Source organism: Microbacterium sp. NPDC055910 (genome assembly GCF_042271185.1).
GTDB lineage: Bacteria > Actinomycetota > Actinomycetes > Actinomycetales > Microbacteriaceae > Microbacterium.
In genome coordinates this window covers 118,124-144,588 of record NZ_JBHJZS010000004.1, presented here as the reverse complement: position 1 = coordinate 144,588, position 26,465 = coordinate 118,124, and the positions used below count along the sequence as shown (strand labels likewise).

The window sequence follows — 26,465 nt, the reverse complement described above, 5'->3', positions numbered from 1 at the left end:
CGCCGAGACCGTGGGGTTCACCCGCTGTCTCGGCGCGCCGTTGCAGTCTCGCGGTCTTCGGGGCTCGCGGTCGGGGGTTCGCGGTGGGCGGACGCACCGGGCCGCCCCCGCGCAGCCGACGTTCGGCCACCGCCCGTAGGATCGGAGGCATGGCTGGATTCTGGGGCAAACGCAAGCGCGAGCAGGAAGAACTGCAGACCCACGACGCAGATCTCGCCCGTAAGGCGCGCACCGCCCTCGTCGCCGCCGACGAGCGGATCCGCGTCACGAGCGACGAGCTCGCGTTCGCCGAAGCCGAGCTCGGACCCGACTCGACGAAGGAGCTGCGCGAGGCGCTCACCGCCGTGAAAGAGCACCTCGGCGAGGCCTTCCACCTGCACCAGCTCAACCACGACGAGATCCCGGACACCCCCGAAGAGCTGCGCACGCGCAACGCGCGCATCGTCCAGCTGTGCGGGTGGGCCGAAGACCTGCTCGATGACCGTACCGAATCCCTCGCCGAGCGCATCGCCCGCGCACGTCGCGCTCCCGAGATCATCGCGAAGGTGCGATCGGATGCCGCACACCTGCGCGCGCGCATCCCCGCAGCCCGCGACACGGTCTCCCGGCTCGCCGCGCGCTACGCTCCCGAGGCGCTCGCGCAGGTCGAGTCCAACCCCGCCGAAGCCGACCAGCTGCTCGTCTTCGCCGAGCACAGCGCCGGCGTCGCGGAGCGTCGACGCGAAGCAGGACAGCGTGAGCAGGCGAACCTCGCCCTCGAGGCCTCGACCGAGTCGGTGCGCCGCGCGGCGACGCTGCTCGATGCCGTCGAGACGTTCGAGGTCGAGGCACTGCGCGCCGAGTCGACGCTCGCCGCGATCGTCGAGGACTCCCGCGAAGACATCGTCGTCGCGCTCAAGGAGCCCCGCTCCCCCGGCGTCTCCGCCGCGATCAACGACCTCCAGGCCGCGCTCGCGGCGCTTCCCGCCGCGGGGGTCAACACCGACCCGTTCACGCAGCTCACGCGCCTGCGCGCCGCGAACGAGGGGCTGGATGCCGCCATCGCGACGGCGCGCGAGCGCGCTGCCCGCCCCATCCCACCGCTCGAGCACGTGCGGCACAGCATCGACGACTCCGACCGGCAGCTCGCCGTCGCCCGCGACGTCATCGCCGGTCACCGCGGCTGGATCGGCGCGGACGCGCGCACGCGCCTCGCCGAGGCCGAGCGCGTGCGGGTCGATCTCGACCGCTACCTGGGCACCTCGGCATCCGTCGTCACGCAGATCGACGAAGACCACCGCGAGCAGGCGATGGCGATGGCGCGCCGGGTGGCGTTCCTCGCCGGCGAAGCCCTGCAGCTCGCCCAGCGCGACATCGACGCGGCCCGCCCGCAGCAGGACCAGTGGGGCGGGAACTGGGGCGGTGGTCGCCGCGGCGGCGACGGGGGAAACGGCGTCATGGGCGGCATCCTCGGCGGCCTCGTGATCGGCAGCCTGCTCGACGGCATGTTCGACTGACCACCTCAGGCGGTTCGGGGCGCGTTCCTGGCGCGACACCCCGAGCACGACGGCGCGTCGCGATCGAAATCCGCCCCGAACCCGCCGGGCAGCGACCCCACGACACAGCGGATGCCGCGAGCCTGAGCCCGCGGCATCCGTGCGATCAGGTCGGTGCTACGACGCGACGGCCTCGGGCGAGGCCTGCGTCGCCAGCGAGATGACGCCGTAGTCCCAGCCCTTGCGGCGGTAGACGACGCTCGGGTGGTCGGTGCGCACGTCGATGAACAGGAAGAAGTCGTGCCCGACGAGCTCCATGCGGTCGACGGCGTCTTCGACGGTCATCCACTCGGGGGCGAACTCCTTCGTGCGGATGACGACGGGCGTGTAGTCCTCGTCGTCCTCCGCCCCCGCGAGGACCGGCACTTCACCGGTCGCGACCGCGCGCAGCGCTTCGACCGACGCCGGCTGGATGTCCACGCCCTGCAGCGATCCGCTCTCTTTGTCGAGCTTCGCACCGCGGGGGTGCTTGCGCGCGTCGATGCGCTTGTCCTTCGCGCGCCGCAGCTGCTCGGTGAGCTTGTCGACCGCCATGTCCAGCGCCGCGAACTTGTCGCCGTCGACGGCCTCGGCGCGGACGATGGGTCCTTTGCCGGTCACCGTGAGCTCGACCGTCTCGTCTTCGACACGGCCGTTGTGATAAGCGCGGTGCGTGACCTTGACGTCGAGTCGCTGCGCTTTCGGAGCGAGGTTCTCGATGCGGACGGCCTTCTCGTCGACCACGCCGCGGAAGCGATCCGAAATGCTCACTCCCACGCCGGCGATGTTGGTTTCCATCCTTGACCTCCTTGTTCCGGTCCGCCCGGTCAAGGGCGGACCATCAGTCGCCTTGTCCTCCCCACGCTATCGGCGCGGACCATGCCGTGTCACGCACGGCTTTCCCCTGTCAGCGAACGCCGCGGCGTGGCGGCGATCGTGACCGCCCCGAGAACGTCGGCCCCGGCCTCGCGCAGCGCCCGCGCAGCCTCGGCGAGCGTCGCACCGGTCGTCACGACATCGTCGAGCACAACGACGCGACGGGATGCCGCACCCCGCGCGATCACACTCCCCGCGACGTTGCGGCGCCGCTCGACCTCGTCGAGACCACGCTGGTCCGCCGGCTGCCGCACGAGCCGCAGGCGCCGCTCGACGCGCAGCCCCGCCCGCCGGGCGACGAGCTCGGCGACGTGATAGCCGCGGCGGCGGAACGACGCCCGCGAGGTCGGCACCGGCACGACGACGGCGGCCGCTCCGAAACCCCCGTCGATCGCCGCCCGCAGTGCGGGCGCCAGGGGCCGGGCGAGACCCGTGCGCCCCTCCTCCTTGAGCGCGCGCAGCACGCGCGCCGCGACACCGTCGAACGGCAGGCCGCTGCAGACATCGAGACCGGCGACGGTCCGGTGCTCGACGGCGGGCGCCAGCAGCCCGACGCACTGCTCGCACAGCGCGACATCGGGCACGCCGCATCCCGCGCAGTCGACGGGCAGCACGAAGGTGAGGGCATCGGCGAGCGCGCGCCGGACGGGCGATGACGGGTCCACGGCGCCGAGCATCGCAGCATCCGTTCGCACCGGCTGCCGCGCGGCCGCGTCCGGTGCACAGTCCGGCCCCGCCCGCGACTGGGGAGGGACCGTCTATTCGGGCGTGCCCTGCTGTGTCGCGAGCACGAGCACGCCCGCGCCGCTCTCCTGCCAGTTCGGACCCCGTCGCGTGTAGAGGAAGCCGTCGGCTCCGCGCAGTCGCGTCGAGGCGAGCGTGCTGCCGGTCGCGATCGAGACGGCTTCGGAGGGAGCCGTGACCGATGTGCCGGGCCCGCCGACGGGCTGTGTGAGCACGCTCGCCGTCTCGCCGCCACCCGCGAGCGCTCCGAGTGTCGTCTCGTCGAGCCACGCCAGCGCGCGCCCGTCGTCGCCGGCGATTCCGAGCACAATGGGCGCGCCGAGACCCGTCGGCACGCCGGCGTCGCCGCGCAGCACGCCCGAGACCCACACGGCGGTGCGGCCGCCGGCGGTCACGAGCCCCGCGATGCGTGCGCCGTCGCGCGACATCGCCATCGCCGAGATCTCGGTCGTCTCGGGCCAGGCTTCGGTGACGTCGACGACGGTGCCGTCGGGCAGCTGGGCGCGCACGGCGTGCGGGGTGTCGCGCGGGACGCTCCAGATGATCCCGAACGGGTCGACCGACGGCTCGACGAGCCGGGGCCGGTCATCGACGAGACTCGCCTCGCCCCCCGCGGGGACGCGCCATACCGAGCCGTCGGTGCGCTGCACGGCGGCGAGGTCGCGGTCGCCGGTGACCTGCACGGCGGTCGCGTCGACGTCGGCGATGGTGCCGGACAGGCCCGGGATCGGCAGCAGCTCGTCTCCCGACAGGAATCCGAAACCCGCCTCGGTCTTGACCAGGGCGGGCCCCGACACCGCCGTACGGCGCACCGGCACCGGCTCGGCGCTGAGCACCGTCGTGCCGACGACCATCTCGACCTGCGTGATGTTGGCCGTTCGGAGGCTCTCCTTGAGCTGCGTCTGCATGCGGTCGCGCGTCTCCTGATCGAGCGCGAGCGCGTCTTCGGTGAGGCCGACCGTCGCCACACCGCCGGCCGCGACCGTGACCGACGGCACGGCCGACACGCCCTCGGGGAAGGCTGATCTGACGGATGCCGCGAGCCACTCGCTCTTCGGACGGTTCACCAGCGCCGCCACGATCCTCGAGGCGACGCGCGAGCGGGGGAACCAGCGCACGTCGGGCACGAGGTAGTTCCACGTCGTGTCGAAGTAGGCGAGCGAGTAGTCGTTGAAGATCGAGGTGAACAGCGATCGGTCGAGCACGATGCCGTCGGGCGCTTCGGCGATGCGCCACTCGCCGTCGTCCTGCTGTGCGAGTTCGAACGTCAGTGTCGTCGGGCCCTCTTCGACGCGCTCGTACGATCCCTTCTCGTCGACGCGCGCGACCTGCGACACGAGCACCGAGACGGTGTCGTCGTCGAGCAGGCGCGTCTCGCGTGAGCCGAGCACGTCGATCGTGACGCCGGCGTTCGGATCCCACTCGCCGCGGAACTGCGGCGCGAGGAACTCCTGCGCGCGCGCCCAGTCGTCGGCGACCCCTGAGCCGGCGCGCAGGAAGCCGTCGACGATCTGCTCGGGCGTCGCCCCGGCCTGCGGCCGATCGGGGATGAGCGAGATGTCGGGCGGATCCACATCGCCGCCGCCCGCGAGACCCTCGTTGACGCCGCCGCCCGTGGGCAGACCGGTGCACGCCGACAGCGCGAGGGCGAGCACGGCCACCATCGCGACTGCCCACCGCCGGCGCGTCATCGTCTGCCCCCTGCCCCGGCGGCATCCGTTCCCGTCGTGTCGCGCAGCACCTCGATCGGCTGCGTGAGACCGAGGTCTTCCAGCGCCGCACCGACATCGTCGACGGGCTCGACGGGAAGGGGCGACGGTGCGGTGAGGCGTCCCTTGCGCCGGGGCAGCGTGAGCACGAAGTTCGTGCCGTTGCCGAGCTCCGACCAGACGGCGAGCTCTCCGCCGTGCAGTCGCGCGTCACCGAGGGCGATCGACAGCCCGAGCCCCGTGCCGCCGATCGTGCGCTTTCGCGACGGGTCGGCGCGCCAGAAGCGGTCGAACACGTGCTCGACCGATTCGGGGCTCATCCCCAGACCGTAGTCGCGCACGCCGAGAGCGACCGCGCCCCCGTCGCTGTCGACCGTGATGACGATGGGCCGCCCCTCGCCGTGCTCGATCGCGTTGCCCAGCAGGTTCCGCACGATACGGCGGATGCGGCGGGGATCCATGTCGACGAGCGTGTAGCCGCCGGGTGCCACGAGGCGCACATCGCTGCCGTGCTGCTCGGCCAGCTGCTCCATCGAGCCGATGACATCCTCGGCCAGGTGCGCGAGGCTCGTCGGCTCGAGCTCGAGCTGCACCGACCCGGCGTCGTAGCGGCTGATCTCGAGCAGGTCGGTCAGCAGCAGCTCGAAGCGCTGCACCTGCGCGTTGAGCAGCTCCGCCGCACGCGCCGTGGCGGGATCGAACTCGTCACGATGGTCGTTGATCATGTCGGCGGCCAGCCGGATCGTCGTGAGCGGCGTGCGCAGCTCGTGCGACACATCCGAGACGAACCGCTGCTGCACCAACGACAGGTCGGCGAGCTCCTTGATCTGCGACTCGATGCTGTCGGCCATCGCGTTGAACGAACGCCCGAGCGTCGCGAGCTCGTCTTCTCCGCGCACGGGCAGGCGCACATCGAGGCGTCCGGCGGCGAGCTTGGCGCTCGTCTCGGCCGCCTCGCCGATGGGTGTCGTGACCGAGCGCAGCACGAACCACGCGATGCCGCTGATGAGCAGCACGAGGGCGATGCCGACGCCCCACAGCGTGGCCTGCACGAACCCGAGCGTCTGCGCCGAGGCGCCGAGATCGTAGGCGAGATAGACGGCGTAGGGTCCGATGTCGGCGACGGGGATCGAGACCTGCTGCGCGACGACGATGCCGGGAACGACGGATCCGCCGATCTGCGGCAGCGCGACCGACTGCCACCACTGCTGACCGGAGTCCGCCTCGACGCGCTGGGCGAGCTCGGGAGTGATCGCCTGCTCGAACGAGGTTCCGACGGCGAGGTCCTGGGGCGCGATCTGCGAAGGCGCCGTGTCGATGCGGACGATGCGGATGCCGTCGCTCGCGGCCTGCGCCATGAGGTCCGTGCCGGTCGTGGAGAGCAGGTTCTGCAGCTGCGCCGCATCGCCGAGCACGGCGGAGTCGAGCGTCTCCTGTGCGGCCGTCGTCGCCCGGAGCGCGTCGGTGAGGATCTGATCCCGGCGCGAGTCGAACAGGTCGCGCTGAACCGAGATCGCCATCCACACGCAGGCCACGATGACGGCCAGCGCCGTCAGGGCGAGCGTCACGAGCACCGTCCGGAAGCGCAGCGACCGCCGCCACAGGCGCGCCACGTTGTCGGGCCACGCCCGCCAGCTGCGCCAATCCAGCACGGGGACGCGGACGATCCCGCCCGTGTCCACCGAGCTCATGTCCGCCTCAGGCGAGCGCGCCGGCGCGGTAGCCGACGCCGCGCACGGTCGTCACGATCTTCGGGTTGTCGGGATCCTTCTCGACCTTGGCGCGCAGACGCTGCACGTGCACGTTCACGAGGCGAGTGTCGGCCTTGTAGTGGTAGCCCCAGACCTGCTCGAGCAGCATCTCGCGTGAGAACACCTGCTGCGGCTTCGCGGCGAGCGCGACGAGCAGCTCGAACTCGAGCGGCGTGAGGGCGATGAGGTCGTCGCCGCGCCGCACTTCGTGGGCCGCGACGTCGACCGTGAGATCGCCGATGCGCAGCACCTCGCTCTCAGTCTGGGCGACGGGGCGCAGACGCGTGCGGATGCGCGCGACCAGCTCCTTCGGGTTGAACGGCTTGACGATGTAGTCGTCGGCGCCGGACTCGAGCCCCTTGACGACGTCAGCGGTATCGGTGCGGGCCGTGAGCATGATGATCGGGATGCCGGACTCGGCCCGCACACGCGTGCAGATCTCGATCCCGTCCATCCCGGGAAGCATGAGGTCGAGCAGGATGAGGTCGGGACGCTCGTCGCGCCACGTGTCGACGGCCTTCGCGCCGTCCGCGCAGAAGACGGTCTCGAAGCCCTCCGTGCGCAGCACGATCCCGATCATCTCGGCCAAGGCGGTGTCGTCGTCGACCACCAGGATGCGTGAAGTCATGACCCACTCGTCCTTTGCGTCCGCGGGGCGCCGATCCGGGAGCACCCATGCATTCCCACAGAGTAGTCGACACCGGCCGTACAGACGCCGAGCGCGTCGGCGGGGTGTGACACGATGGATCGACCCCGGCCCGCCGAGCCCTCAGGAGGATCAGCCGTGACCGCCTATCCGGCTTGGACGCCCGCATCCCGCCCGGGCATCGTGCCGCTGCATCCGCTCGGCTTCGGCACCATTCTGGGGCGATCCTTCGTCGCCCTGCGCCAGAACCCGCGCGTGCTGCTGGGCTTCGCGCTCGTCGTGCAGACCGTCGCCTTCGTCGTGATCCTCGTCGCGATCGGGCTCATCTCGTTCGCGTCCTTCTCGCGCCTGGACACGGTGCGCCCCGGCAGCGAGGAGTTCGAGGCGGTCCTCGCCGGCTCGATCGCCCTGACCGTCGTCGCGAGCTTCGTGCTCGGGCTGGCCGCGACCGCCCTGACCGTCATCGTGCAGGCGGTCGTCGTCGTCGAGGTCAGTCACGCCGTCGTCGCCGAGAAGCGCACGCTCGGTGCGCTCTGGCGTCAGGTGAAGCCCGTCGTGTGGCGCGTCATCGGGTGGTCGCTCATCATCGGAACCGCCGCGCTGCTGGCCATCGCCGTCCTCGCCGGTGTCGTCATCGCGGTCGGGTTCGTCGCGTGGCCCGTCGCGATCGTGCTGGGCATCCTGCTCGTCCTGGGTGCGATCCCGCTGTACTGGTGGCTCATGATCAAGCTGCTGCTCGTGCCGGCGGTCATCCTGATGGAGCGCGCCACGATCCGCGGTGCCGTGCGCCGCTCGTGGTCTCTCACGCGCGGGCGTTTCTGGCCCGCGCTGGGCGTCATCGTGCTCATCAGCGCCATCTTCGGTGTCGTCGGCCAGGTCGTGAGCCTGCCCTTCTCGTTCCTGTCGGCGGGGCTCGGCGTCATCATCTCTCCGACGGGTGAGAACGAGGCGACCTACGTCATCAGCATGATCGTCACGTTCCTGCTGACGTACGCCGTCGCGTTGCTCATCCAGTCGATCGCGCTCGTCGTGCAATCGACGGCGACGGCCCTCATCTACGTCGACTGCCGCATGCGGCACGAGGGTCTCGACCTCGACCTGCTCGAATACGTCGAGAAGCGAGATGCCGGTGCCACCGGTCTTCCCGACCCCTACGCCGCCCACATCGGCCGCGACATGCCGTCGCCGTACCTCACTCCCACGTACCCGGCCTACGCCGGCCAGCCGGGGTACGCGCCCCAGCCGGGCTACGCACCGCCGCCGGGGTACCCACCGCCGCCGGGGTACGCGCCCCAGCAGGGACACCCCACGCAGCAGGGGCACTCGCCGCAGCAGGGCTCCGCTCCGCAACAGGGCTACCCGGTGCCCCAGGGCCCGTCCGGCCCGCAGGGATACCCGGCACCCCCCTATCCGGCCGCGAATCAGCCGCCCTACGCGGCGCCGACGCCGCCCTACGCGACGCCGATGCCGCCCGACGCGTCGCCCGCGCAGCCGTCGCCCGCGCAGCCCTCGCACCCCGCGCAGCCCGCGGATGCCGCGGACGCGTCCCCCGCAGGTCCGGCGGCCTCCGCCCGGCCCCCCGCTCCTCCCGCAGCGCCGACGCAGTGGACGGCCCCCGGCGCCGCTCCGCCCGAGGCGGGCCGAGAGGCCCCGTGACGGTCGCCGCCACGCTGACCCGACTCGCCGACCTGCCCCTCATTCCCGACGGGGACGAGGCCCGCGAGTGGGCCGAGCGCGAGCTCGCCGATCCCGCCTACCGTGAGGCGGAGCCGACCTTCTTCGACCGCGCCGCACGCGCCGTCGCGCAGTTCATCGAACGGCTCTTCTCGACGCAGGTGAGCGGCGAGTGGGGCCTCGTGCTCGCGCTCATCGTGACGGGGATCGTCGTCCTCCTCATCGTCGTCGCCTTCCTCGTGTGGGGCATGCCGCGCTCGACCCGTCGTCTGCCTGCCGCCCGCGGCGTGCTCTTCGGCGAGACCGACGATCGTTCGGCGGCCGAACTGCGTGCGGCCGCGGCATCCCACGCATCGAAACAGGAATGGGATGCCGCGATCGTGCTGCGCTTCCGCGCTCTCGCGCGCGGCCTGCACGAGCGCGGTGTCGTCGAGACGCCGCCCGGAACGACGGTGCACGGGTTCGCGCGCGCCGCGTCCGCGGTGTTCCCCGCCTCGGCTGCGCCCCTCGAGGCGGCAGCGACGGCGTTCGACGATGTGCGGTACCTCCGCCGTCCCGGCACGCGCGACCTGTATGCCCGCGTCGCCGACGTCGACGACGCGCTCCGCGCCGCCCGCGCCCCGATCCCCGAGACCGCGGCGGCGAACGCGTGACGGCGGTCGAGGTGCGCGAGGGGACGCGACGTCGCCGCGTGGGGGCATGGGTCGTCATCGCCCTGATCATCCTCGTCGTCGGCGGCATCGGCGGCGCCATCGTCCAGCTCGGCGAGTGGACGCAGCGCGACGCGCTGGACCCCGACTCCGCGGGCATCCTCGGCACGCGTGCCGTCACCCAGCTGCTGCGCGCGCAGGGCGTCGACGTGATCGTCGCGCGTGATCGCGCCGAGGCCGCGTCGGCCCTGTCCGCTGCTGAGGCGACCCTCGTGCTCCCCGCCGCCCCCGCCCTGTCCGACGACGCCGTCGAGGAGCTCGGCGACGCCGCCACCGACCTCGTGCTGATCGAGCCGCGCTCGCGCGAGCTGCGCCTCTTCCTCGCCGGCTCCGCGACGGCGGGCTTCGCGTCGGGCGACGCCGTGGCCCCCGCGTGCGACCTCGCCGACGCCGAACGCGCCGGGCCGGTCGCGCCCGGCCGCGTCTTCTCCCCCGGCTCCGGCAGGACCGCCTGCTACCCGGCGGGCGAAGGCATGGGGCTGCTCGTCGGCACCGACGGCGATCGCCGCATCTCGGCCGTCGACGGCGAGACGCTGTTCACCAACGAGTACCTCGCCGACGCCGGCAACGCCGCGCTCGCTCTGAACCTCATGGGGCGGCATCCGCTCGTCGTCTGGTACGTGCCGAGCCTCGGCGACACGGATCTCGCCGCAACCGATCCGACGCTCGGCGAGCTCACTCCCCCGTGGGTCAGCCCCGCCATCGTCGTGCTCCTGGCCGCCGGGATCGCCGCCGCGATCTGGCGCGGACGCCGGTTCGGACCCCTCGTCGCGGAGCGGCTCCCGGTGACGGTGCGCGCGTCCGAGACGACCGAAGGACGCGGGCGGCTCTACGCCCGAGCCCGCGACGCCGGCCATGCGGCCGACCAGCTGCGCATCGGCGCGCTCGGACGGATCAGCCGGGCGCTCGCCCTCGGGCCCGCGGCATCCGCGCCCGAGATCGCCGACGCCGCCGCGTCCCGCACCGGCATGCCGCGCGGCGACGTGCGGGCGCTCCTCATCGACGACGTGCCCCGCACCGACGGCGACCTGCTGACGCTGCGCGGGCGCCTCCGCGACCTCGAAGACGCCGTGCACGCGGCCGTCCGCCCGGAAAGGAACCTGCCATGACCGACCTGAACCCCGAGCCCGCATCGCACGACGATGCGGCGCTGCGCGAGACGATGAACCGCGTGCGCCTCGAAGTCGGCAAGGCCGTCGTCGGGCAGGACGGCACCGTGACGGGCCTGCTGATCGCGCTGCTCGCGGGCGGCCACGTGCTGCTCGAGGGCGTGCCCGGCGTCGCGAAGACGCTGCTCGTGCGAGCCTTCTCGACGGCGCTCGGACTCGACACGAAGCGCATCCAGTTCACCCCCGACCTCATGCCCGGCGACGTGTCGGGCTCGCTCGTCTACGACGCGAAGGCAGGCGAGTTCGAGTTCCGCGAGGGGCCGGTCTTCACGAACGTTCTGCTCGCCGACGAGATCAACCGCACACCGCCCAAGACGCAGTCCGCTCTGCTCGAGGCGATGGAGGAGCGTCAGGTGTCGACCGACGGCGTGAGCCGGCGCCTGCCCGACCCGTTCCTCGTCGCCGCGACGCAGAACCCCGTCGAGCACGAGGGCACCTACACGCTGCCCGAGGCGCAGCTCGACCGGTTCCTGCTCAAGCTCCTGGTCGACGTGCCCGGACGCGACGCCGAACTCGACGTCCTGCGCCGCCACGCTGAAGGCTTCAATCCGCGCGACCTCGCGGCCGCGGGGGTCCGCCCTGCCGCGACGGCCGATCAGCTGCGGGCGGCGCGCGAGGCCGCGGCATCCGTCACCGTGTCCGACGACGTGCTCGGCTACGTCGTCGACCTGGCGCGGGCGACGCGCGAGAGTCCCTCCGTGCAGCTCGGGGTGAGCCCGCGCGCCTCGACGGCGCTGCTGGCCGCCGCGAAGGCATGGGCGTGGCTCGGCGGCTATCCCGCCATCACGCCCGATCACGTGCAGACGATGCTCGTGCCGACGTGGCGTCACCGCATCCGCCTGCGCCCCGACGCCGAGCTCGAAGGCGTCTCGGTCGATGCCGTGCTCGGCTCGGTGCTGCAGCAGACGCGGGTGCCGATCTGACGCGGGTCGGATCAATGCCGCGCAGCGGCGTTGATGCGACCCGGGTCAGATCGAGTAGCGCGCGAAGCGCGCGTATCGAGATCTCGTCAGCCTCAGGAGACCCCCACCCACACCATGTACCTCACCGGCCGCCTTCCCCTTCTCGTCGCCCTCGGCGTCGTGCCCGTCGTGCTGCTCTCGCTCGGCGGCGTCGACGCGTGGGTCGCAGCGGCGGGATGGCTCGCCCTGTGCGTCGTGGCGGCGATCGCGGATGCCGCGGCGGCACCTGATCCGCGCGCCCTCGCCGTCGAGCGCCCCGCACCGGCACGCACGCTTCTGGGTGCGCGAGTGGACACGACGCTGCGGCTGCGCAATACCGGAAGGCGCGGCATCCGGGGTCGCGTGCGCGACGCGTGGCAGCCGACCGCCGGTGCCCCGCTGGAGCGCTCGACGATCTCGATCCCGCCCGGCGAGAGCCGCGCGCTGACGATCCCGCTGCTGCCGCGGCGTCGCGGTGAGCTGCGCTCGTCGTTCGTCGTCGTGCGCTCCGACGGGCCGCTCCGCCTCGCGGGCCGCCAGGTGCGTCTGGATGCGCCGGGCAGCGTGCGCGTGCTGCCGCCCTTCACCTCCCGGCGGCACCTGCCGTCGCGCCTCGCGCGGCTGCGCGAGCTGGACGGTTCCACGAGCGTGCAGGTGCGCGGCCAGGGCACCGAGTTCGACAGCCTGCGCGAGTACGTGCGCGGTGATGACGTGCGCTCGATCGACTGGCGGGCGACCGCGCGCTCGGCGACGACGATGATCCGCACGTGGCGCCCCGAGCGGGATCGGCACGTCGTCATCGTCATCGACACGGGGCGCACGGCGGCCGCGCGCGTCGGCGACGGCGTGCGGCTGGATGCCGCGATGGAGGCGGCGCTGCTGCTCGCGGCGCTCGCGAACCGCGCGGGCGACCACGTGCACCTGGTCATGTTCGACCGCACGATCCGGGCGCGCGTGACGCGGGTCGACGGGCCGGGGCTGCTTCCCGCGCTCGTCGAGGCGATGGCTCCCGTCGAGCCGCAGCTGATCGACACCGATTGGGATGCCGCCTTCGCCCAGGTGCGCGCCCTCACTTCGCGCCCCTCGCTCGTGGTCGTACTGACGGCGCAGGACGCCGTCGACGCGTCGCGCGGGTTCCTCGGATCGCTGCCCGCGCTCGCGCAGCGCGCGCACGTGCTGGTCGGCACGGTCGCCGATGAGCGCCCCGGGCCCGTCGCACGTCCGGACGCGGCCGACGTCTACGGCGAAGCCGCCGCCGAGCGCACGGCGCGCGAGGCCGAGCGCGTCGCGAGCGCGATGGCCCGCGCCGGCGCCGAGGCCATCACCGACACCCCCGACGCCCTCCCGCCCCGCATCGCCGACCGCTACCTCGCCCTCAAGGCCGCCGGCCGCCTCTGACGGCTCCCCTCGAGGGCTCCCGGGGTTCAGTTGCCTCACTCTGCTGCCCGGGCCCGGGGCCGAGCACAATGTGAGGCAAACGAACCAAACGCCGACCGGGTTCAGTTGCCTCACTCTGCTGCCCGCGCCCAGGTTCGAGAGCAATGTGAGGCAAACGAACCAAACACCGACAGGGTTCAGTTGCCTCACTCTGCTGCCCGGCCCGGATTCGAGCACAATGTGAGGCAAACGAACCAAACGCCGACCGGGTCAGTTGCCTCACTCTGCTGCCCGGCCCGAGTTCGAGCGCAATGTGAGGCAAACGAACCGAACGCACCGAACGCACCGAACGCACCGAACGCACCGAACGCACCGGAGCCGGATGTGCCGCTTCGGACACGCGAGCGCGCCGAAACCTGGGAAACGGCTGTGCAGGGTCTACGCTCCGGATCGAGGAAAGGAGGCCGTCACATGTCGGACACCCTCGTCACCCCACCCACCACGGCCAACAAACTCGTCGCCGAGGCGCTCGGCACGTTCCTGCTCGTCTTCGGCTCTATCGGAACCGCCCTCTTCGCCGCCGACTTCGGCACCGGAGCCAACGGCACGTCCCTCGGCGTCGGCTTCGTCGGCGTCTCGTTCGCGTTCGGCCTGACCCTCATGGCGGGCATCTACGCGTGGGGCAACATCTCGGGCGGACACTTCAACCCCGCCGTGACCTTCGGCCTGGCCGCCGCGGGCCGCTTCGCGTGGAAGGATGCACCCGGCTACATCATCGCCCAGCTCGTCGGCGGAGCCGTGGGCACGACGCTCATCGTCCTGATCGGGCTGTTCGGGCCGGCGAACTGGCTCGCGAACGCGCAGGACGGCGGCTTCGCGAGCAACGGCTTCGACGCGCACTCTCCGGGCGGGTTCGGGCTGGGCGCGGCGATCGTCGCCGAGATCATCCTCACGGCGATCTTCGTCATGGTGATCCTCGGCGTCACGCACACCAAGCGCGGCAACGGCAACGTCGCGGGGCTCTCGATCGGTCTGACCCTCACGGTCATCCACCTCATCTCGATCCCGATCGACAACACGTCGGTGAACCCCGCGCGCTCGATCGCGACGGCCATCTACGGCGGCATCGACGCGCTCGCGCAGCTGTGGGTGTTCATCGTGTTCCCGCTCGTCGGCGCGGTCCTTGCGGGCTGGCTGCATCGCGCACTGTTCGAGCCGGTGCAGCTGCCGCCGCTGCAGTCCGAGGCGCGCGTGCCCGACGCCCGCGGCGCGAAGCGCCGGGGTCGCTGACACGAACGCGAAGCGGCCCGCCCCGAGGACATCGGGACGGGCCGCTTCTGCGTGTGTGCGTCAGCTCAGGTCGAACCGGTCGAGCTCGGTGACCTTGCCCCACGCCTCGACGAAGTCGCGCACGAACTTCTCCTGCGCGTCATCCGAGGCGTACACCTCGGCGACGGCGCGCAGCTCGGAGTTCGAGCCGAACAGCAGGTCGACGCGCGTGCCGCGGCCGAAGAACTCGTCCGAGCCGTCACGGCGTCCTTCGAACGCGTGCGAGCCCGGGTCGAGCGGCTTCCACGTCGTGCCGAGGTCGAGCAGGTTCACGAAGTAGTCGTTCGTGAGCACGCCGACGCGGTCGGTGAACACGCCGTACTCGGACTCGTCCCAGTTGGCGCCCAGCACCCGCAGGCCGCCGACGAGCACGGTCATCTCGGGAGCCGTGAGCGTGAGCAGGTTCGCCTTGTCGAGCAGCAGGTACTCGGCGGGCGTGGCCATCGCGGTCGTCGCCTGGTAGTTGCGGAAGCCATCGGCTGCCGGCTCGAGGAAGCGGAACGACTCGACGTCGGTCTGCTCCTGCGTCGCGTCGGTGCGTCCGGCGCGGAAGGGCACCGTGGCATCCACACCGGCATCCTTCGCGGCCTTCTCGACACCCGCGTTGCCCGCGAGCACGATGAGGTCGGCGAGGGAAACCTGCTTGCCGTCGGTGCGACCGTCGTTGAACGAGGACTGGATGCCCTCGAGCACGCCCAGCACACGCTGCAGCTGCGACGGCTTGTTGACGACCCAGTCCTTCTGCGGGGCGAGGCGGATGCGGGCGCCGTTGACGCCGCCGCGCTTGTCGCTGCCACGGAAGGTGGATGCCGCAGCCCATGTCGTCGAGACGAGCTCGGTGACGGTGAGGCCCGACTCGAGGATCTGCGCCTTCAGCGCCGCCGCGTCGGCGTCGTCGATCAGTTCGTGATCGACCGCCGGCACGGGGTCCTGCCAGACGAGTTCCTCGGTGGGAACCTCGGAACCGAGATAGCGTGCGACCGGGCCCATGTCACGGTGCGTGAGCTTGAACCAGGCGCGGGCGAACGCGTCGCCGAACGCCACGGGGTCATCCTTGAACCGACGCGAGATCTTGTCGTACTCGGGGTCGGTCCGCAGGGCGATGTCGCTCGTGAGCATGCGGGGCTCGCGACGGGCCGACGAGTGCGCCATCGGAACCATGTCGGCGCCGCCGCCGTTGATGGGACGCCACTGGTGGCCGCCGCCGGGGCTGCGCATGAGCTCCCACTCGTACGCGTAGAGGATGTGGAAGAACTCGTTGTCCCAGCGGGTGGGGTGATAGGTCCACGTCACCTCGAGGCCCGACGTGATCGTGTCGTCGCCCTTGCCGGTGCCGTGGTTGTTCTTCCAGCCGAGGCCCTGGCGCTCCAGGCCCGCGGCCTCGGGGTTGTCCTCGAGGTTCGTGTCGGGCGCCGCGCCGTGGGTCTTTCCGAAGGTGTGGCCGCCCGCGATGAGCGCGACGGTCTCTTCGTCGTTCATGGCCATCCGGCCGAACGTCTCGCGGATGTCGCGCGCCGAGGCGAGCGGGTCGGGGTTGCCGTTGGGGCCCTCGGGGTTGACGTAGATGAGGCCCATCTGCACGGCGGCCAGCGGCTTGTCGAGGTCACGGTCGCCCGTGTAGCGCTCGTCGCCGAGCCACGTGGTCTCGGGGCCCCAATACACGTCGTCGTCGGGCTCCCAGACGTCGGGACGACCGCCGGCGTAGCCGAAGGTGTTGAAGCCCATCGACTCGAGCGCGACGTTGCCCGAGAGGATCATCAGGTCGCCCCACGAGAGCTTCTGGCCGTACTTCTTCTTGACGGGCCACAGCAGACGGCGGGCTTTGTCGAGGCTGACGTTGTCGGGCCAGCTGTTCAGCGGCGCGAAGCGCTGCTGGCCGGTGCCGGCGCCGCCGCGGCCGTCGGTGACACGGTAGGTTCCGGCGGCGTGCCACGCCATGCGGATGATGAGCGGGCCGTAGTGGCCGAAGTCGGCGGGCCACCAGTCCTGGCTCGTCGTGAGCGTCTTCTCGATCTCGGCCTTGACCTCGGCGAGGTCGAGGCTCTCGAACGCGGCCTTGTAGTCGAAGTCCTCGCCGAGCGGGTTACGCGCGGGCGGGTTCTTCGCGAGGATCTTGATGTTCAGCTGGTTGGGCCACCACACGCGGTTGGCCGATCCCGTCGCCGGGTGCGGCTGGCTGTCGCCGTGGATGACGGGGCAGCTGCCCTCGTCCTCGTTCGGGCGCGGGCGGGTCTCGCCGTCCTCGCGCTCGTCGACGGGCGTGTCGATGGGGGTGACGGCCTGATCGGTGTCGGTCGGGTTCTCGCCGATGCCGGTCTTCGTGTCGTCGATGTCGCTCATGGTTTCCTTCCTCGTGGATGTCGGTGGAGTCAAGCGGTGGGGGTGGATGCTGCGGCCGCGCAGTCGGGACACAGGCCCCAGTACGTCACCTCGGCCGTGTGCAACGTGAAGCCGTGCGGATTGGACGGCGTCAGGCACGGCGCTTCGCCGACGGCGCAGTCGACGTCTCGAACGTCGCCGCACGTCGTGCACACGAGGTGGTGGTGGTTGTCGCCGACGCGCAGCTCGAACAGTCCGGGACGACCCGCGGGCTCGATGCGTCGCACGAGACCGGCTTCGGCGAAATCGCCGAGCGCGTTGTAGACGGACTGCAGGCTCGTCTGCGGAACCGTGCGCGCGACGACCTGGAAGATCGCGTCGGCGCTGGCGTGCGGGTGCGTGCGCAGGGCGTCGACCACGGCGCGGCGGGGCTCGGTGACGCGCAAGCCGACGGTGCGGATGAGCTCGGCAGCATCCGTCTCGTAGACGTCGACCGCGGGTGCACTCATGGCACCATCTTACCGCGTTATTTTGAAGAATTCAAAGTAACGGTCACCCGGAAACGAGGGTCGGAGTTCCCGTCTCGTACTCGGTGAGGTCACCCGACTCGCCCCGGCGTGCGGCGCGCCCGCCGATGACCACCATGTAGAACACGAACGCGCCGAGCGCGAGCGCGCCGATGCCGATCTTGACGGGCCACGGCCACGGCTGAGCCGTCACGAAGCCCTCGATGAGCCCGGCGACGGCGAGGGCGATGACGAGCCCGATCGCGATCGTCGCGAGCGAGCGTCCCGCTTCTGCGAGGGCGGCGCCCCGCGACCGGCGCCCGGGGGCGACCCAGGCCCAGAAGATGTGCAGACCCGCCGCTCCGGCGACGAAGATGCAGGTCAGTTCGAGCAGGCCGTGCGGAAGGATGAAGAGCACGAAGACGTCGCCGCGATCGAACGCCAGCATGATCGCCGCCGCCGTGCCGACGCCGACGGCGTTCTGCACGAGCACCATGAGCGGCCAGAACCCGGTGATGCCGAACAGGACGCACTGCGCGGCGATCCAGGCGTTGTTGGTCCACACGGTGCCCGCGAACACGGCTGCCGGGTTCTCGCTGTAATACTCGGTGAACTGGTTCTCGGCGTAGTCCTCGAGCTGCAGCTGCGTTCCGAGGGTGGCCACCAGCGCGGGATCCGACGAGACCCAGAACGCCACGAGGGCGCCGACCGCGACGAAGCCGAGCGCGATGACGAGGGTCGTCCATCGCACGCGGTACAGCGCCGCCGGCAGCTGCAGGGCGAAGAACCGCGGGATCTGCTTCAGCACGTTCTCGGGTGTGCCCGTCAGCGCGAGCCGTGCCCGGGCGAGGATCGTCGAGACGAGGTCGCCCTGCGGCGTGCGGCCCGCCGAGGTCTTCAGATCGGCCAGATCGGCCGAGGCGGACTGGTAGCGCGCGACGAGTTCGTCGGCCTGCGCACCGCTCAGGCGACGGGCCCGGCTCAGCTCGTCGAGACGCTCCCATTCCTGCCGGCGGGCGGCGGTGAGCGCGTCGAGGTCCATTTGGTTAACTGTACGCATGCCTTCGACCGTCGTGCCCGACTCGCGGATGACGACGATCCATCAGGACGAGGTGCTCACGGGCGAGGCCGTCGCCCTCGATGTGCAGCCCGTCGGATTCTTCCTGCGCGCGCTCGGCGCCCTCATCGACATCGTCGTCGGGCTCGTGCTGCTGATCGTGTTCGTCCTCGTCGCGACGTTCCTGTTCGGGCTCGACCTCTTCGCGGATTCGGCCGCGCAGATGGTGACGATCGCGATGGTGGTCCTCGTGCTGGTCGTGATCCCGACCGCCGTCGAGACGTTCACGCGCGGGCGCAGCCTCGGCAAGCTCGCCGTCGGCGGGCGCATCGTGCGCACCGACGGCGGGGCGACGGGGTTCCGTCAGGCGTTCATCCGCGCCCTCGTCGGAGTGCTCGAGCTGTGGTTCACCTTCGGCGGGCTCGCCGCCATCGTGGGTGCGTTCACGCCGCGGTCGCAGCGGCTGGGCGATCTGCTCGCCGGCACGTACTCCGAGCGCACCCGCACGCCGCCCCTTCCCGCTCCCGCGCCCGGTCTGCCGCCCGCCCTGGCCGAATGGGGAGCCGTCGCCGACGTCGCCCGCCTGCCCGACCGCCTGGCGCGGCGCATCGCGCAGTTCGCGCGACAGGCTCCCGAGCTGGAGCCTGCGGCGCGGGCACGCCTGGCGGCATCCCTCGCCTCGGAAGCCGCGGCCCACGTCTCCCCCGTGCCGGCGGTCGACCCCGAGTCGTTCGTGTGCGGCGTCGCCGCGATCCGGCGCGACCGCGAGCTGAACGCCCTCGTGCTCGAGGATCAGCGGGTCACCGCCCTCACCTCCGGCGTCCCCGACGTGCCGCGCGGTTTCCCCGCCCGCTGACACCGCCCGTCTCCCGCGCGCCCTTGACCGCGAGGCCTTGACCGCGAGACTGCAACGGCAGGTCGAGACTGCGGGTACTACCCGCTGTCTCGGCGCTCCGTTGCAGTCTCGGCGTCATGGGATGCCGCGGAGCGGCGGGCGCGGATGCCGCGGCGCGGCGGCGGCGGAGGGCGGCAGCGTCCGCGGTCGCGGGTCAGGCGCGGAGCGTCTCGTGCCGCACGACGACCCAGCCCTTGGGTACCGACAGGCGATCGGTGTGGATCGCGCAGAGGTCGTGCGCGTGCGGATCGCCCGACGCTCCGAGCGGACCGAGGGCCGCCATCTGGTCGTTGTAGTCGTAGGTCAGGGTCGACACCGCCTCGCGGGCGCATCCCACCTTGGAGCAGAGTCTCTCGCGCATCGCTCCGACACTAGTCGCGCCCTGACTCCGATTCCGGATGCCGCGCCGCGCGGTCCGCCGCTGACCCCGGCCACCGGGCGGGGGCACTCCCGGTTCACTTGTCACAGAACGTCGCCCGACCGGTGGGCAGGCAGCCGAGTGAGGCAAGTGAACCGAGGGCCCGCACCCCGACCAGCTCACCACCCCAACGTCGCTCACTTGTCGCAGAACGTCGCCGACCCCGCACCCCGACAGCAGAACGAGGCAAGTGAACCGAGGGCCCGCACCCCGACCAGCCCACCACCCCAACGTCGTTCATTTGTCACAGAACGTCGCCCGACCGGTGGGCAGGCAGCAGAGTGAGGCAAGTGAACCGAGGGACCCAGCCCTCGTGAGCCCGCTACGCACCACCGCCGTAGGATGGGGCGCATGCCATGGCGTCGTTCCTCGAGTGCGTCGAGGCCTGTCCGCCGCCCCGCGCGGCACGGCCGCCACGGGCGTCTCGGACGCAGCGCGGTCGTCCGCCCGCCGCTGCCTCCGCTCGATACCCGCGTCGAGCGGTTCGACCTCGCCGTCGGCACGGCGGCGGAGTTCCTGCGGTCGGCGTGGCCCGAGCTGCGCGAGGTGAGCTTCGAGATCGCCGACATGCCCGCGGCATCCGATGCAGACGGCATCCCCCGCTGGCTCGTGCTCAGCGCGAAGAAGCGGATCATCGTGTTCCGGCTGCCGATCGAACGCCTCAGCCACCTGCACCGCGACGACGAGCTGCACCGCCGCATGATGATCGAGAGCGCCGTCTTCCGAGCAGCGGCCGAATACCTCGATCGCGACCCGTGGGACCTCGGCCCCGAACGGTTCCGCTACTTCTGACGACGACGACGCACCCGCACCCGCACCCGAACCCGCCTCACGGGTAGACGCGGATCGCGGGAGCGGCGGCATCCGCGGGCCAGATCGGGAACCCGGCGAGCGCGCCCGGCCCGCTCATCGTGACCGCCGCGAGCACGGGAGCCCCGCCGCTGTCGAGCGTGTAGATCGTGCGCGACTGCACGCCCAGCGTCGCACTCTCGCCCGGCTCGAGCATCAGCTCGCCCGCGAGTGAGCCCGTGCGATCGGTCACGGCGACGGTCACCGGCGCCTCACCGGGGTTGGCGACGGTGAGCGTGGCGTCCGGGCCAACGGGAACCGCGAACAGGCTCGGGACCGTGATCTCGGGCGAGGGCAGCAGCCAGGCGAAGTCGGCTCCTTCTTCGAAGCCCGAGGCCTGCCACAGTCCGGCCACGACGGGTGAGCCCGCAATCACCTCGACGTCGTACTCGCCCTCGGCGAGCCCGCCGAGACCGACCTCGGTCGGCACCCCCGCCGCGAGCGGCACGCTCAGCGGCTCGAGCATCTGCTGGTCGCCGCCGACGGCGCGCACCATGACGGTCGCCTCGGTGTCGGCGCCGGGCGACAGCACGCGCAGCACGGTGCCCGCTCCCGTGGGACTCGCCACGTCGGACTCGGTCACGACGACGCCCAGGATCCGCTGCACGGGCGCGGTCGCCCCGACGCCGCCCGTCTGGTCGACGCCGAGCGGTTCGAGCACGCGCGTCAGGCTCGACTGCACCGATGCCTGCACGGGGGCTCCGACGGCGCTCACGCGCACGACGGGGCTGGTCTCGCCCCGCACGAGCCCGGCGAGGGGCACCACCCGCTGCGCACCGGCGGCGACGACGAGGTTCGAGCCGCCGGGAGGAGTCTCGGGCCCCGTCGCACCGTAGACGGTGAGCTGCACGGTCGCCCCCACGGTGCCGGGGTTGGACAGCAGCACGAAGTCCGCCGACCCGGTCGCCGCCGATCCGGCGACGATCCACGATTCCATGAGCGGCGGTCGACACGCGGATGCGGCGAACCCGGCCATATCGTCGGAGTCGGCCGTCATCGAGCCTGACGCCGCGACGTCGGTGCGCTCGGCGCCCGACGGCGGTGCCGTGTAGGCCTGGGGGCTCGCCCCCGGCGCCGACCCGATCAGGCTCCGCCCTTCGGGCTGCGGAGCGTCGGGCAGCGCCCCGACCGTGACGGTCTGCGGCGCGACGAGGGCGAGGTCGCTCGGCGAGTCGAGGTCTCGTCCGAGCGCGAGCAGGCCGCCCGCGCACGCGATGACCGTATCGGCGGGTGCGGGCTTGGCCGAGACGGCGACGGGCTCGCGCTCGAGCGTCGGCCAGGGCAGCGTCACGGCGGTCGCGACGGCGACGACGGCGCCCGCGGCGACGACGGTGCCCGCGAGCATCCGCGCGCTCGTCGAGGCCCAGCGGAAGAAGCGGCGATCGCTCATCGTCCCTCCTCCCAGTGCGGTCCGACGATGCGCGGCATCCGCTTCGCTTCGCGTCGGGATGCGGCGGTGGGCGCGGCGAGCAGCACCGCGATCGCGACGACGGCGAGTTGCGCGGTGAAGATGATCCCCGATATCCGATCGACGGATGCCGCCGGCTGGGGCCGCGGCGGGATGTCGAGTTCGACGCGCCACAGCGAACCGCGCGCGGTCTCGCCGACGGCTTCGAGGTTGTCGCGCTGGTCGATGGCCGATTCGGCGGCGAGGCGGAACGCGCGGGCGGCGTCGGATTCGGGTGCGGCGCCGTGCGCGAGCAGCACGAAGCTCACCCCGTGAGCGGCGAGCTGGGTGACGGGGTCGTCGGCGGCACCCGTCGTGAGCCCTGCCGCGAGCTGGGCGATCTCGCGGTCCTGCGCCGACGGCACGGTGCGGGTCGCGAGCACGGTGCTCTGCGCGCCGAGGGTTTCGCTGCCGCCCCACACGACACGGGCCGAGAGGGCGCCCGAGTTCTGCGGTGTGAGCACGAACGTGCCGACGTCGGAGTCGTCCGCGCCGCGCGCCGCGACGTAGGCGGGCAGCGTGCTGGCGGGGCCGTTCGTGAGCAGCGTCGTGTCGCGGGCGGCCGAGGTGAGCGCGGGGACGGCCAGGGCGATGACCCCCGCCCCGACGAGCACGACGAGTCCGCCGCGCAGCAGCGCGACCTTGGGGGCGAGACCGGCGTCGAGGGTGACCAGCGCGCCGCCGACGACGCCGAGCCACGCGAGGCTGAGGCCCGTGCCCGGCCACAGCGGCACGGCCTCGGACTGTGCGAACGCGACCGAGATGCCGACGGCGGCGAACGCCGTGCCGATGCCGAGGGCCGCGATGCCGAGCAGGGTCATGCCGGCGGCCCACCGCTGCGTGAGCGGCGCGACGAGGGCGAGGATCGCCAGCGGCGCCGCGAGCAGCGGCACCCACCACGTGGGGGCGTCGCCGAGCAGCGTCGCCCAGCCCGCGACATCGGCGGTGGGGATGCCCGCGGCGAGCAGGCTGCGACCCGCGGCATCCGGCCCCACCTGGGGCCCGGCCCACGGCACACCGGGGTCGGCGAGCAGGCCCCACACGCCGTTCGAGGTCAGCGCGTGCCACACGAGCGGACCGGCCATCGCCAGGGTCGGGATGACGGTCCAGATCAGCCGGGCGACGCCGCGTCCGGCGCGCAGCGCGATCGACAGCACGATCGTGACGACCCACAGCACGATGAGCGCCGGGGCGAGCGACGGGGCGCACGCGATGACGCCGGCCAGAGCGAGGGATGCCACACCCGCTCCCGACCACGAGCGGTGGGCGACGGCACCGGCGCAGAACAGCCACGGCAGCAGCAGGTGGGCGATGACGGCGGCGGGGCGGCCCTGCGTGAGCGCCATGAGGAACGTCGGGGCGAGCGCCCACACGGCCCCGCCCAGCACGCGCAGCACGCCGCGATCCGTGACGCGCGTCGCGGCGAACCAGCCGCCCAGCGCTGCGAGCGGCAGGGCGAACAGCCACAGCAGCACGAGGCCGCGGGAGGGATCGCCCGGCCACAGGGTGCCGACGACGGCGACGACCGTCGCGAAGGGGTCGGCGGGCGCGATCGTGTCGAGCCCGAGACCGCGCTGGCCGTACAGCGTGTCGGCCCACAGCTGCCCCACGGTCGTGCGCAGCGGCTGGACGCCGCCTCCGCCCAGCACGGGCCAGGCGAGCAGCATCGGCAACGCCGCGATCGAGGCGACGAGGGCACCGAGCACGAGCCATGCGCCGCCGCCCGAGAAGAACCGCAGCTCGCCGCGCAGGCGCGCGCCGGGTTCGACCGGGTCGTCGCCGAGACGCGCCCGCAGCTGCGCGTTCGTGACGCGCAGGGGGGCGATCTGGCTCCACGGCAGCCGGCGCGTGCGCCTCAGGTGCGCACGCGCTCTGACGACGGCGACGACCTGCACCATGGCCAGCGCCGAGGCGACCCATTCGGGGCCGATGCGTGCGGGCTGCTTGCGCACCAGGTGCACGATCGTGCGCAGCAGCGCGAGCGGAAGGAGCGAGAGCCAGAGCAGCGGAACCGCCCACAGCGCCGCGTAGACCAGGCGGCGGTGCAGCTGCGCGACCCGCTCGGCGAATGCGATCCGGCGGCGGTGCTGCCGCGTGACCGGTGCGGGAAGCCCCGCCACGCCGTCGTTCGAGACCGCCACGATCGCGGTCGGGGCGAGAGCGACGCGCGAGTCGGCGAGCCGGGCGCGCACGCCCAGGTCGAGGCCTTCGTCGGCGCCGTGCAGCGCGGGGTCGAGCCCGCCGAGCGCGGTCCACGCGTCGGTGCGCACGAGCACGCCGCGCACGTCGGCGCCGAGCACGTCGTCGGCGGCGTCGTGCTGGCCTTGATCGAGTTCGCCGTCGGTGAGGCCGACGGTGCGCCCGAAGCGGGTCATGCCGACCCCGAGCGACACGATCTCGCTGCGGTCGTCGGCGCGCACGAGCTTGGGTGCGGCGAACGCGACCGACGGAGACAGCTCGAGCACACCGGCGAGCCGGGCGAGGGCCTGCCGGTCGGGTGTCGTGTCCTGCGCGAGCAGCCAGACGGCGTCGGCGCCGCGCGCGGGGGTCGCGAGCGCGAGCGCTTCGGCGAAGCGGGTGGATGCCGGTGCTTCGACGACGGTTCCGGCCCGCGATTCGCGGGCCGCCTCGACCACGCCGGGCTCGGCACCGCACAGCACGATCGTCAGGCTGTCGACGGGGCGCGTCTGCGCTGCGAGGGCTCCGACGGTGCGCCGCAGGTGGTGCGCTGCGGGTGTTCGTCCGTCGGGGCGCACGACGAGAAGAGCGTGGACACGTGCGGGCATGGCCTGGTCAGCCTAGGCGCGCGTCGCGCGTGAGCCGTGTCGCACGCGCCGTTCGCCGCGATCCGGCCGCGGATTCGGACGACAGATCAGACCGCGCGGCGCTTGAGCTTGCGGCGCTCGCGCTCGCTGAGACCGCCCCAGATGCCGAAGCGCTCGTCGTTCTGCAGCGCGTATTCGAGGCACTGGTCGCGCACGTCGCACGTCGTGCAGATGCGCTTGGCGTCGCGCGTCGAGCCGCCCTTCTCGGGAAAGAACGCCTCGGGGTCGGTCTGCGAGCACAGGGCGTCGGTCTGCCACGACAGCGGGTTGTCGTCGTCGCCGTCGACGGCACGGCGAACGCCGGGCACCCCGAGATTGACGGGGTCGACGAACCAGTTGTCGGGTACCGCAGAGCGATACTGGGAACCGGTCATGTCGTTCTCCCCCCGGAGGTCCTACCCGCGACATGGTTGCCGCGTTAGGGATAATTACACCCGTGTAGTTCGGCTCGGTCAAGTCGCAGATACTAAAGCCTCATGCAGGGGTTGAACCTTCACGACGCGCCGACGGCGTGTCGCCTTCGCATAACGACCGCGTGATCAGGATGCCGGTGTCGCGAGGAACACCTCGCCCGAGCCCGCGACCCGCACGGTCCGCTCGTCGGCCGTCACGAGCACGGCCTCGCCCGGCGAGAGCGTGACCGCCTCGCCGCTCGCTGCCCCCGCGACGGTCACCGAGCCCGATGTCGCCAGGATGATCGCGACGCCGTCGATCCCGACCTCGAGCGCTGCCCCGTCGGGCCGCGCGACGCGCAGCGCGAAGTCGGGCACCGGCGCGGCGTAGCGCTCGACGCCCGGCGCCTCGGCGACCGGCCGCACGACCGGCGGCGGGCCCGTGCGCGCGTCGAGCACGGCGACGAGCTCGGCGGCATCGATGTGCTTGGGCGTCAGGCCCCCGCGCAGCACGTTGTCGCTCGTCGCCATGATCTCGACGCCGAGGCCCTCGAGGTAGGCGTGCAGCACACCGGCGGCGACGAACAGCCCCTCGCCCCGGCGCAGCGTCACGAGGTTCATCAGCAGCGCGACGACGATCCCCGGATCCCCCGGGTACCGGTCGTCCAAGCGTGCGGCGAGCGCGAGCTCGGCGGTGAACTCCGCGTCGGCCTGTGCGGCCCCGGCCGCACGCGCGGCGCCGATGACGGCGCGCACGTCGCCGGTGGCGGCATCCGACAGCAGCCAGGCGATCGCGGCGCTCGTCGCCTCGGGCGACCCGTCGAGACGCGACGACAGTCCGGCGGTCGCGTCGCCGATCAGCGCCAGCAGACGACGCGTCTCGGGCAGCGGCCGCAGACCGGCGAGCGCGTGGAACTCGGCGCTCAGCGCGACGATCAGCTCGGGCTTGTGGTTCGCATCGCGATACGTGCGATGTGCGCCGTCACGCGGCATCCCGGCGTCCTCTTCGCGCACGAAGCCCGCCTCGGCCTGCGCTTTGGAGGGGTGCGCCTGGATCGACAGGGGGGATCCCGCGGCGAGCAGCTTCAGCAGGTAGGGCAGCGGCTGCGCGCCCCGGGCGGCGAGCCACGCGCCGAGCGGTGCGCCGTCGGCGGCGAAGGCCGGTGCGCCGGGGTGGTCGCCGAACCACAGCTCGGCCTCGGGTGCGCCCGAAGGCGTGCGTCCCTGCAGCTCGGGCAGCAGCGTCGTGGAGCCCCACGCGTAGTCGCGGGCCGTGTTCGACAGGAGGGTGAGCATGCCCCCGAGCGTATCCGCGCG

Annotated in this window: 22 protein-coding genes; 9 read left to right on the top strand and 13 right to left on the bottom strand. The window is 72.3% G+C overall.

The window, feature by feature from the left end; all coding sequences use genetic code 11:
- Nucleotides 1-149 precede the first annotated feature (149 nt).
- On the top strand, nt 150-1,496 hold the full coding sequence (locus ACFC3F_RS03700; protein ID WP_376126816.1) for a hypothetical protein: 1,347 nt from the start codon (nt 150-152) through the stop codon (nt 1,494-1,496).
- Between the two features lie 156 nt (nt 1,497-1,652).
- Here ACFC3F_RS03700 and hpf read toward each other — a convergent pair whose 3' ends face one another.
- The 5 genes from hpf to mtrA all read right to left on the bottom strand — a co-directional run bounded on the left by hpf (nt 1,653) and on the right by mtrA (nt 7,222).
- A complete protein-coding gene (gene hpf, locus ACFC3F_RS03695; protein WP_376126813.1) occupies nt 1,653-2,312 on the bottom strand; it encodes a ribosome hibernation-promoting factor, HPF/YfiA family in 660 nt (219 codons plus the stop codon).
- 89 nt (nt 2,313-2,401) lie between these two features.
- Entirely contained in the window at nt 2,402-3,067 is a 666-nt protein-coding gene (locus ACFC3F_RS03690) for a ComF family protein (protein ID WP_376126810.1), read from the bottom strand.
- A gap of 81 nt (nt 3,068-3,148) precedes the next feature.
- Nucleotides 3,149-4,825 (bottom strand): LpqB family beta-propeller domain-containing protein, encoded by a 1,677-nt coding sequence (locus tag ACFC3F_RS03685; RefSeq protein WP_376126807.1) that lies wholly within the window; start codon nt 4,823-4,825, stop codon nt 3,149-3,151.
- Entirely contained in the window at nt 4,822-6,534 is a 1,713-nt protein-coding gene (gene mtrB, locus ACFC3F_RS03680) for an MtrAB system histidine kinase MtrB (RefSeq protein ID WP_376126804.1), read from the bottom strand. The genes ACFC3F_RS03685 and mtrB overlap by 4 nt, the downstream gene beginning before the upstream one ends.
- A gap of 7 nt (nt 6,535-6,541) precedes the next feature.
- Complete coding sequence (gene mtrA / locus ACFC3F_RS03675; RefSeq protein WP_376126802.1) at nt 6,542-7,222, bottom strand: MtrAB system response regulator MtrA; 681 nt, start codon at nt 7,220-7,222, stop codon at nt 6,542-6,544.
- 156 nt (nt 7,223-7,378) lie between these two features.
- Between mtrA and ACFC3F_RS03670 the strand changes: the two genes are divergently transcribed.
- The 6 genes from ACFC3F_RS03670 (at nt 7,379) to aqpZ (ending at nt 14,401) form a co-directional block, all read left to right on the top strand.
- Nucleotides 7,379-8,896: a glycerophosphoryl diester phosphodiesterase membrane domain-containing protein gene (locus ACFC3F_RS03670; protein ID WP_376126799.1), complete on the top strand. Its 1,518-nt coding sequence runs from the start codon at nt 7,379-7,381 to the stop codon at nt 8,894-8,896.
- Complete coding sequence (locus tag ACFC3F_RS03665) at nt 8,893-9,567, top strand: DUF4129 domain-containing protein (RefSeq protein WP_376126796.1); 675 nt, start codon at nt 8,893-8,895, stop codon at nt 9,565-9,567. The genes ACFC3F_RS03670 and ACFC3F_RS03665 overlap by 4 nt, the downstream gene beginning before the upstream one ends.
- Nucleotides 9,564-10,733, top strand: coding sequence for a DUF4350 domain-containing protein (locus ACFC3F_RS03660; protein ID WP_376126793.1), 1,170 nt, complete (start codon nt 9,564-9,566; stop codon nt 10,731-10,733). The genes ACFC3F_RS03665 and ACFC3F_RS03660 overlap by 4 nt, the downstream gene beginning before the upstream one ends.
- On the top strand, nt 10,730-11,716 hold the full coding sequence (locus tag ACFC3F_RS03655; RefSeq protein ID WP_376126791.1) for an AAA family ATPase: 987 nt from the start codon (nt 10,730-10,732) through the stop codon (nt 11,714-11,716). The genes ACFC3F_RS03660 and ACFC3F_RS03655 overlap by 4 nt, the downstream gene beginning before the upstream one ends.
- Before the next feature lie 114 nt (nt 11,717-11,830).
- Nucleotides 11,831-13,132, top strand: coding sequence for a DUF58 domain-containing protein (locus tag ACFC3F_RS03650; RefSeq protein ID WP_376126789.1), 1,302 nt, complete (start codon nt 11,831-11,833; stop codon nt 13,130-13,132).
- Between the two features lie 450 nt (nt 13,133-13,582).
- Nucleotides 13,583-14,401, top strand: a complete 819-nt coding sequence (gene aqpZ, locus ACFC3F_RS03645) for an aquaporin Z (protein ID WP_376126787.1) — start codon at nt 13,583-13,585, stop codon at nt 14,399-14,401.
- Between the two features lie 60 nt (nt 14,402-14,461).
- Here aqpZ and katG read toward each other — a convergent pair whose 3' ends face one another.
- From katG to ACFC3F_RS03630, 3 genes are read right to left on the bottom strand one after another with little or no spacing between them, the layout of a single operon-like run.
- A complete protein-coding gene (gene katG, locus ACFC3F_RS03640; protein ID WP_376126785.1) occupies nt 14,462-16,780 on the bottom strand; it encodes a catalase/peroxidase HPI in 2,319 nt (772 codons plus the stop codon).
- Between the two features lie 29 nt (nt 16,781-16,809).
- On the bottom strand, nt 16,810-17,268 hold the full coding sequence (locus ACFC3F_RS03635; RefSeq protein WP_376126782.1) for a Fur family transcriptional regulator: 459 nt from the start codon (nt 17,266-17,268) through the stop codon (nt 16,810-16,812).
- Between the two features lie 43 nt (nt 17,269-17,311).
- Entirely contained in the window at nt 17,312-18,307 is a 996-nt protein-coding gene (locus ACFC3F_RS03630) for a stage II sporulation protein M (RefSeq protein WP_376126779.1), read from the bottom strand.
- A 16-nt stretch (nt 18,308-18,323) separates the two neighbouring features.
- On the opposite strand from ACFC3F_RS03630, the gene ACFC3F_RS03625 reads away from it, so the two are divergent.
- Nucleotides 18,324-19,178, top strand: coding sequence for an RDD family protein (locus ACFC3F_RS03625; RefSeq protein ID WP_376126777.1), 855 nt, complete (start codon nt 18,324-18,326; stop codon nt 19,176-19,178).
- Between the two features lie 193 nt (nt 19,179-19,371).
- Here the strand turns inward: ACFC3F_RS03625 and ACFC3F_RS03620 are convergent, their stop codons facing one another.
- A complete protein-coding gene (locus ACFC3F_RS03620) occupies nt 19,372-19,578 on the bottom strand; it encodes a DUF3499 family protein (protein ID WP_376126775.1) in 207 nt (68 codons plus the stop codon).
- Nucleotides 19,579-19,986: 408 nt separating this feature from the next.
- Between ACFC3F_RS03620 and ACFC3F_RS03615 the strand changes: the two genes are divergently transcribed.
- Nucleotides 19,987-20,427, top strand: coding sequence for a metallopeptidase family protein (locus tag ACFC3F_RS03615; protein ID WP_376126773.1), 441 nt, complete (start codon nt 19,987-19,989; stop codon nt 20,425-20,427).
- 37 nt (nt 20,428-20,464) lie between these two features.
- On the opposite strand, the gene ACFC3F_RS03610 is transcribed toward ACFC3F_RS03615, so the two are convergent.
- From ACFC3F_RS03610 to manA, 4 genes are all read right to left on the bottom strand, one after another.
- On the bottom strand, nt 20,465-21,874 hold the full coding sequence (locus ACFC3F_RS03610) for a DUF5719 family protein (RefSeq protein ID WP_376126770.1): 1,410 nt from the start codon (nt 21,872-21,874) through the stop codon (nt 20,465-20,467).
- Nucleotides 21,871-24,717, bottom strand: coding sequence for a glycosyltransferase (locus ACFC3F_RS03605; RefSeq protein ID WP_376126768.1), 2,847 nt, complete (start codon nt 24,715-24,717; stop codon nt 21,871-21,873). The genes ACFC3F_RS03610 and ACFC3F_RS03605 overlap by 4 nt, the downstream gene beginning before the upstream one ends.
- A gap of 86 nt (nt 24,718-24,803) precedes the next feature.
- The gene (locus tag ACFC3F_RS03600) at nt 24,804-25,130 is read right to left on the bottom strand and encodes a WhiB family transcriptional regulator (RefSeq protein WP_376126765.1); all 327 of its coding nucleotides are present in this window, start codon (nt 25,128-25,130) and stop codon (nt 24,804-24,806) included.
- A gap of 165 nt (nt 25,131-25,295) precedes the next feature.
- A complete protein-coding gene (gene manA / locus ACFC3F_RS03595; protein ID WP_376126762.1) occupies nt 25,296-26,444 on the bottom strand; it encodes a mannose-6-phosphate isomerase, class I in 1,149 nt (382 codons plus the stop codon).
- Nucleotides 26,445-26,465 lie beyond the last annotated feature (21 nt).

Bases quoted from the DNA above. Each gene is read 5' to 3' on its own strand.
- ACFC3F_RS03605 (WP_376126768.1), bottom strand. From the start codon at position 24,717: ATGCCCGCACGTGTCCACGCTCTTCTCGTCGTGCGCCCCGACGGACGA.
- katG (WP_376126785.1), bottom strand. From the start codon at position 16,780: ATGAGCGACATCGACGACACGAAGACCGGCATCGGCGAGAACCCGACC.
- ACFC3F_RS03620 (WP_376126775.1), bottom strand. From the start codon at position 19,578: ATGCGCGAGAGACTCTGCTCCAAGGTGGGATGCGCCCGCGAGGCGGTG.
- ACFC3F_RS03630 (WP_376126779.1), bottom strand. From the start codon at position 18,307: ATGGACCTCGACGCGCTCACCGCCGCCCGCCGGCAGGAATGGGAGCGT.
- ACFC3F_RS03690 (WP_376126810.1), bottom strand. From the start codon at position 3,067: ATGCTCGGCGCCGTGGACCCGTCATCGCCCGTCCGGCGCGCGCTCGCC.
- ACFC3F_RS03700 (WP_376126816.1), top strand. From the start codon at position 150: ATGGCTGGATTCTGGGGCAAACGCAAGCGCGAGCAGGAAGAACTGCAG.
- ACFC3F_RS03635 (WP_376126782.1), bottom strand. From the start codon at position 17,268: ATGAGTGCACCCGCGGTCGACGTCTACGAGACGGATGCTGCCGAGCTC.
- ACFC3F_RS03625 (WP_376126777.1), top strand. From the start codon at position 18,324: ATGCCTTCGACCGTCGTGCCCGACTCGCGGATGACGACGATCCATCAG.
- mtrB (WP_376126804.1), bottom strand. From the start codon at position 6,534: ATGAGCTCGGTGGACACGGGCGGGATCGTCCGCGTCCCCGTGCTGGAT.
- ACFC3F_RS03610 (WP_376126770.1), bottom strand. From the start codon at position 21,874: ATGAGCGATCGCCGCTTCTTCCGCTGGGCCTCGACGAGCGCGCGGATG.
- manA (WP_376126762.1), bottom strand. From the start codon at position 26,444: ATGCTCACCCTCCTGTCGAACACGGCCCGCGACTACGCGTGGGGCTCC.
- ACFC3F_RS03685 (WP_376126807.1), bottom strand. From the start codon at position 4,825: ATGACGCGCCGGCGGTGGGCAGTCGCGATGGTGGCCGTGCTCGCCCTC.
- ACFC3F_RS03615 (WP_376126773.1), top strand. From the start codon at position 19,987: ATGCCATGGCGTCGTTCCTCGAGTGCGTCGAGGCCTGTCCGCCGCCCC.
- hpf (WP_376126813.1), bottom strand. From the start codon at position 2,312: ATGGAAACCAACATCGCCGGCGTGGGAGTGAGCATTTCGGATCGCTTC.
- ACFC3F_RS03655 (WP_376126791.1), top strand. From the start codon at position 10,730: ATGACCGACCTGAACCCCGAGCCCGCATCGCACGACGATGCGGCGCTG.
- aqpZ (WP_376126787.1), top strand. From the start codon at position 13,583: ATGTCGGACACCCTCGTCACCCCACCCACCACGGCCAACAAACTCGTC.
- ACFC3F_RS03600 (WP_376126765.1), bottom strand. From the start codon at position 25,130: ATGACCGGTTCCCAGTATCGCTCTGCGGTACCCGACAACTGGTTCGTC.
- ACFC3F_RS03650 (WP_376126789.1), top strand. From the start codon at position 11,831: ATGTACCTCACCGGCCGCCTTCCCCTTCTCGTCGCCCTCGGCGTCGTG.
- mtrA (WP_376126802.1), bottom strand. From the start codon at position 7,222: ATGACTTCACGCATCCTGGTGGTCGACGACGACACCGCCTTGGCCGAG.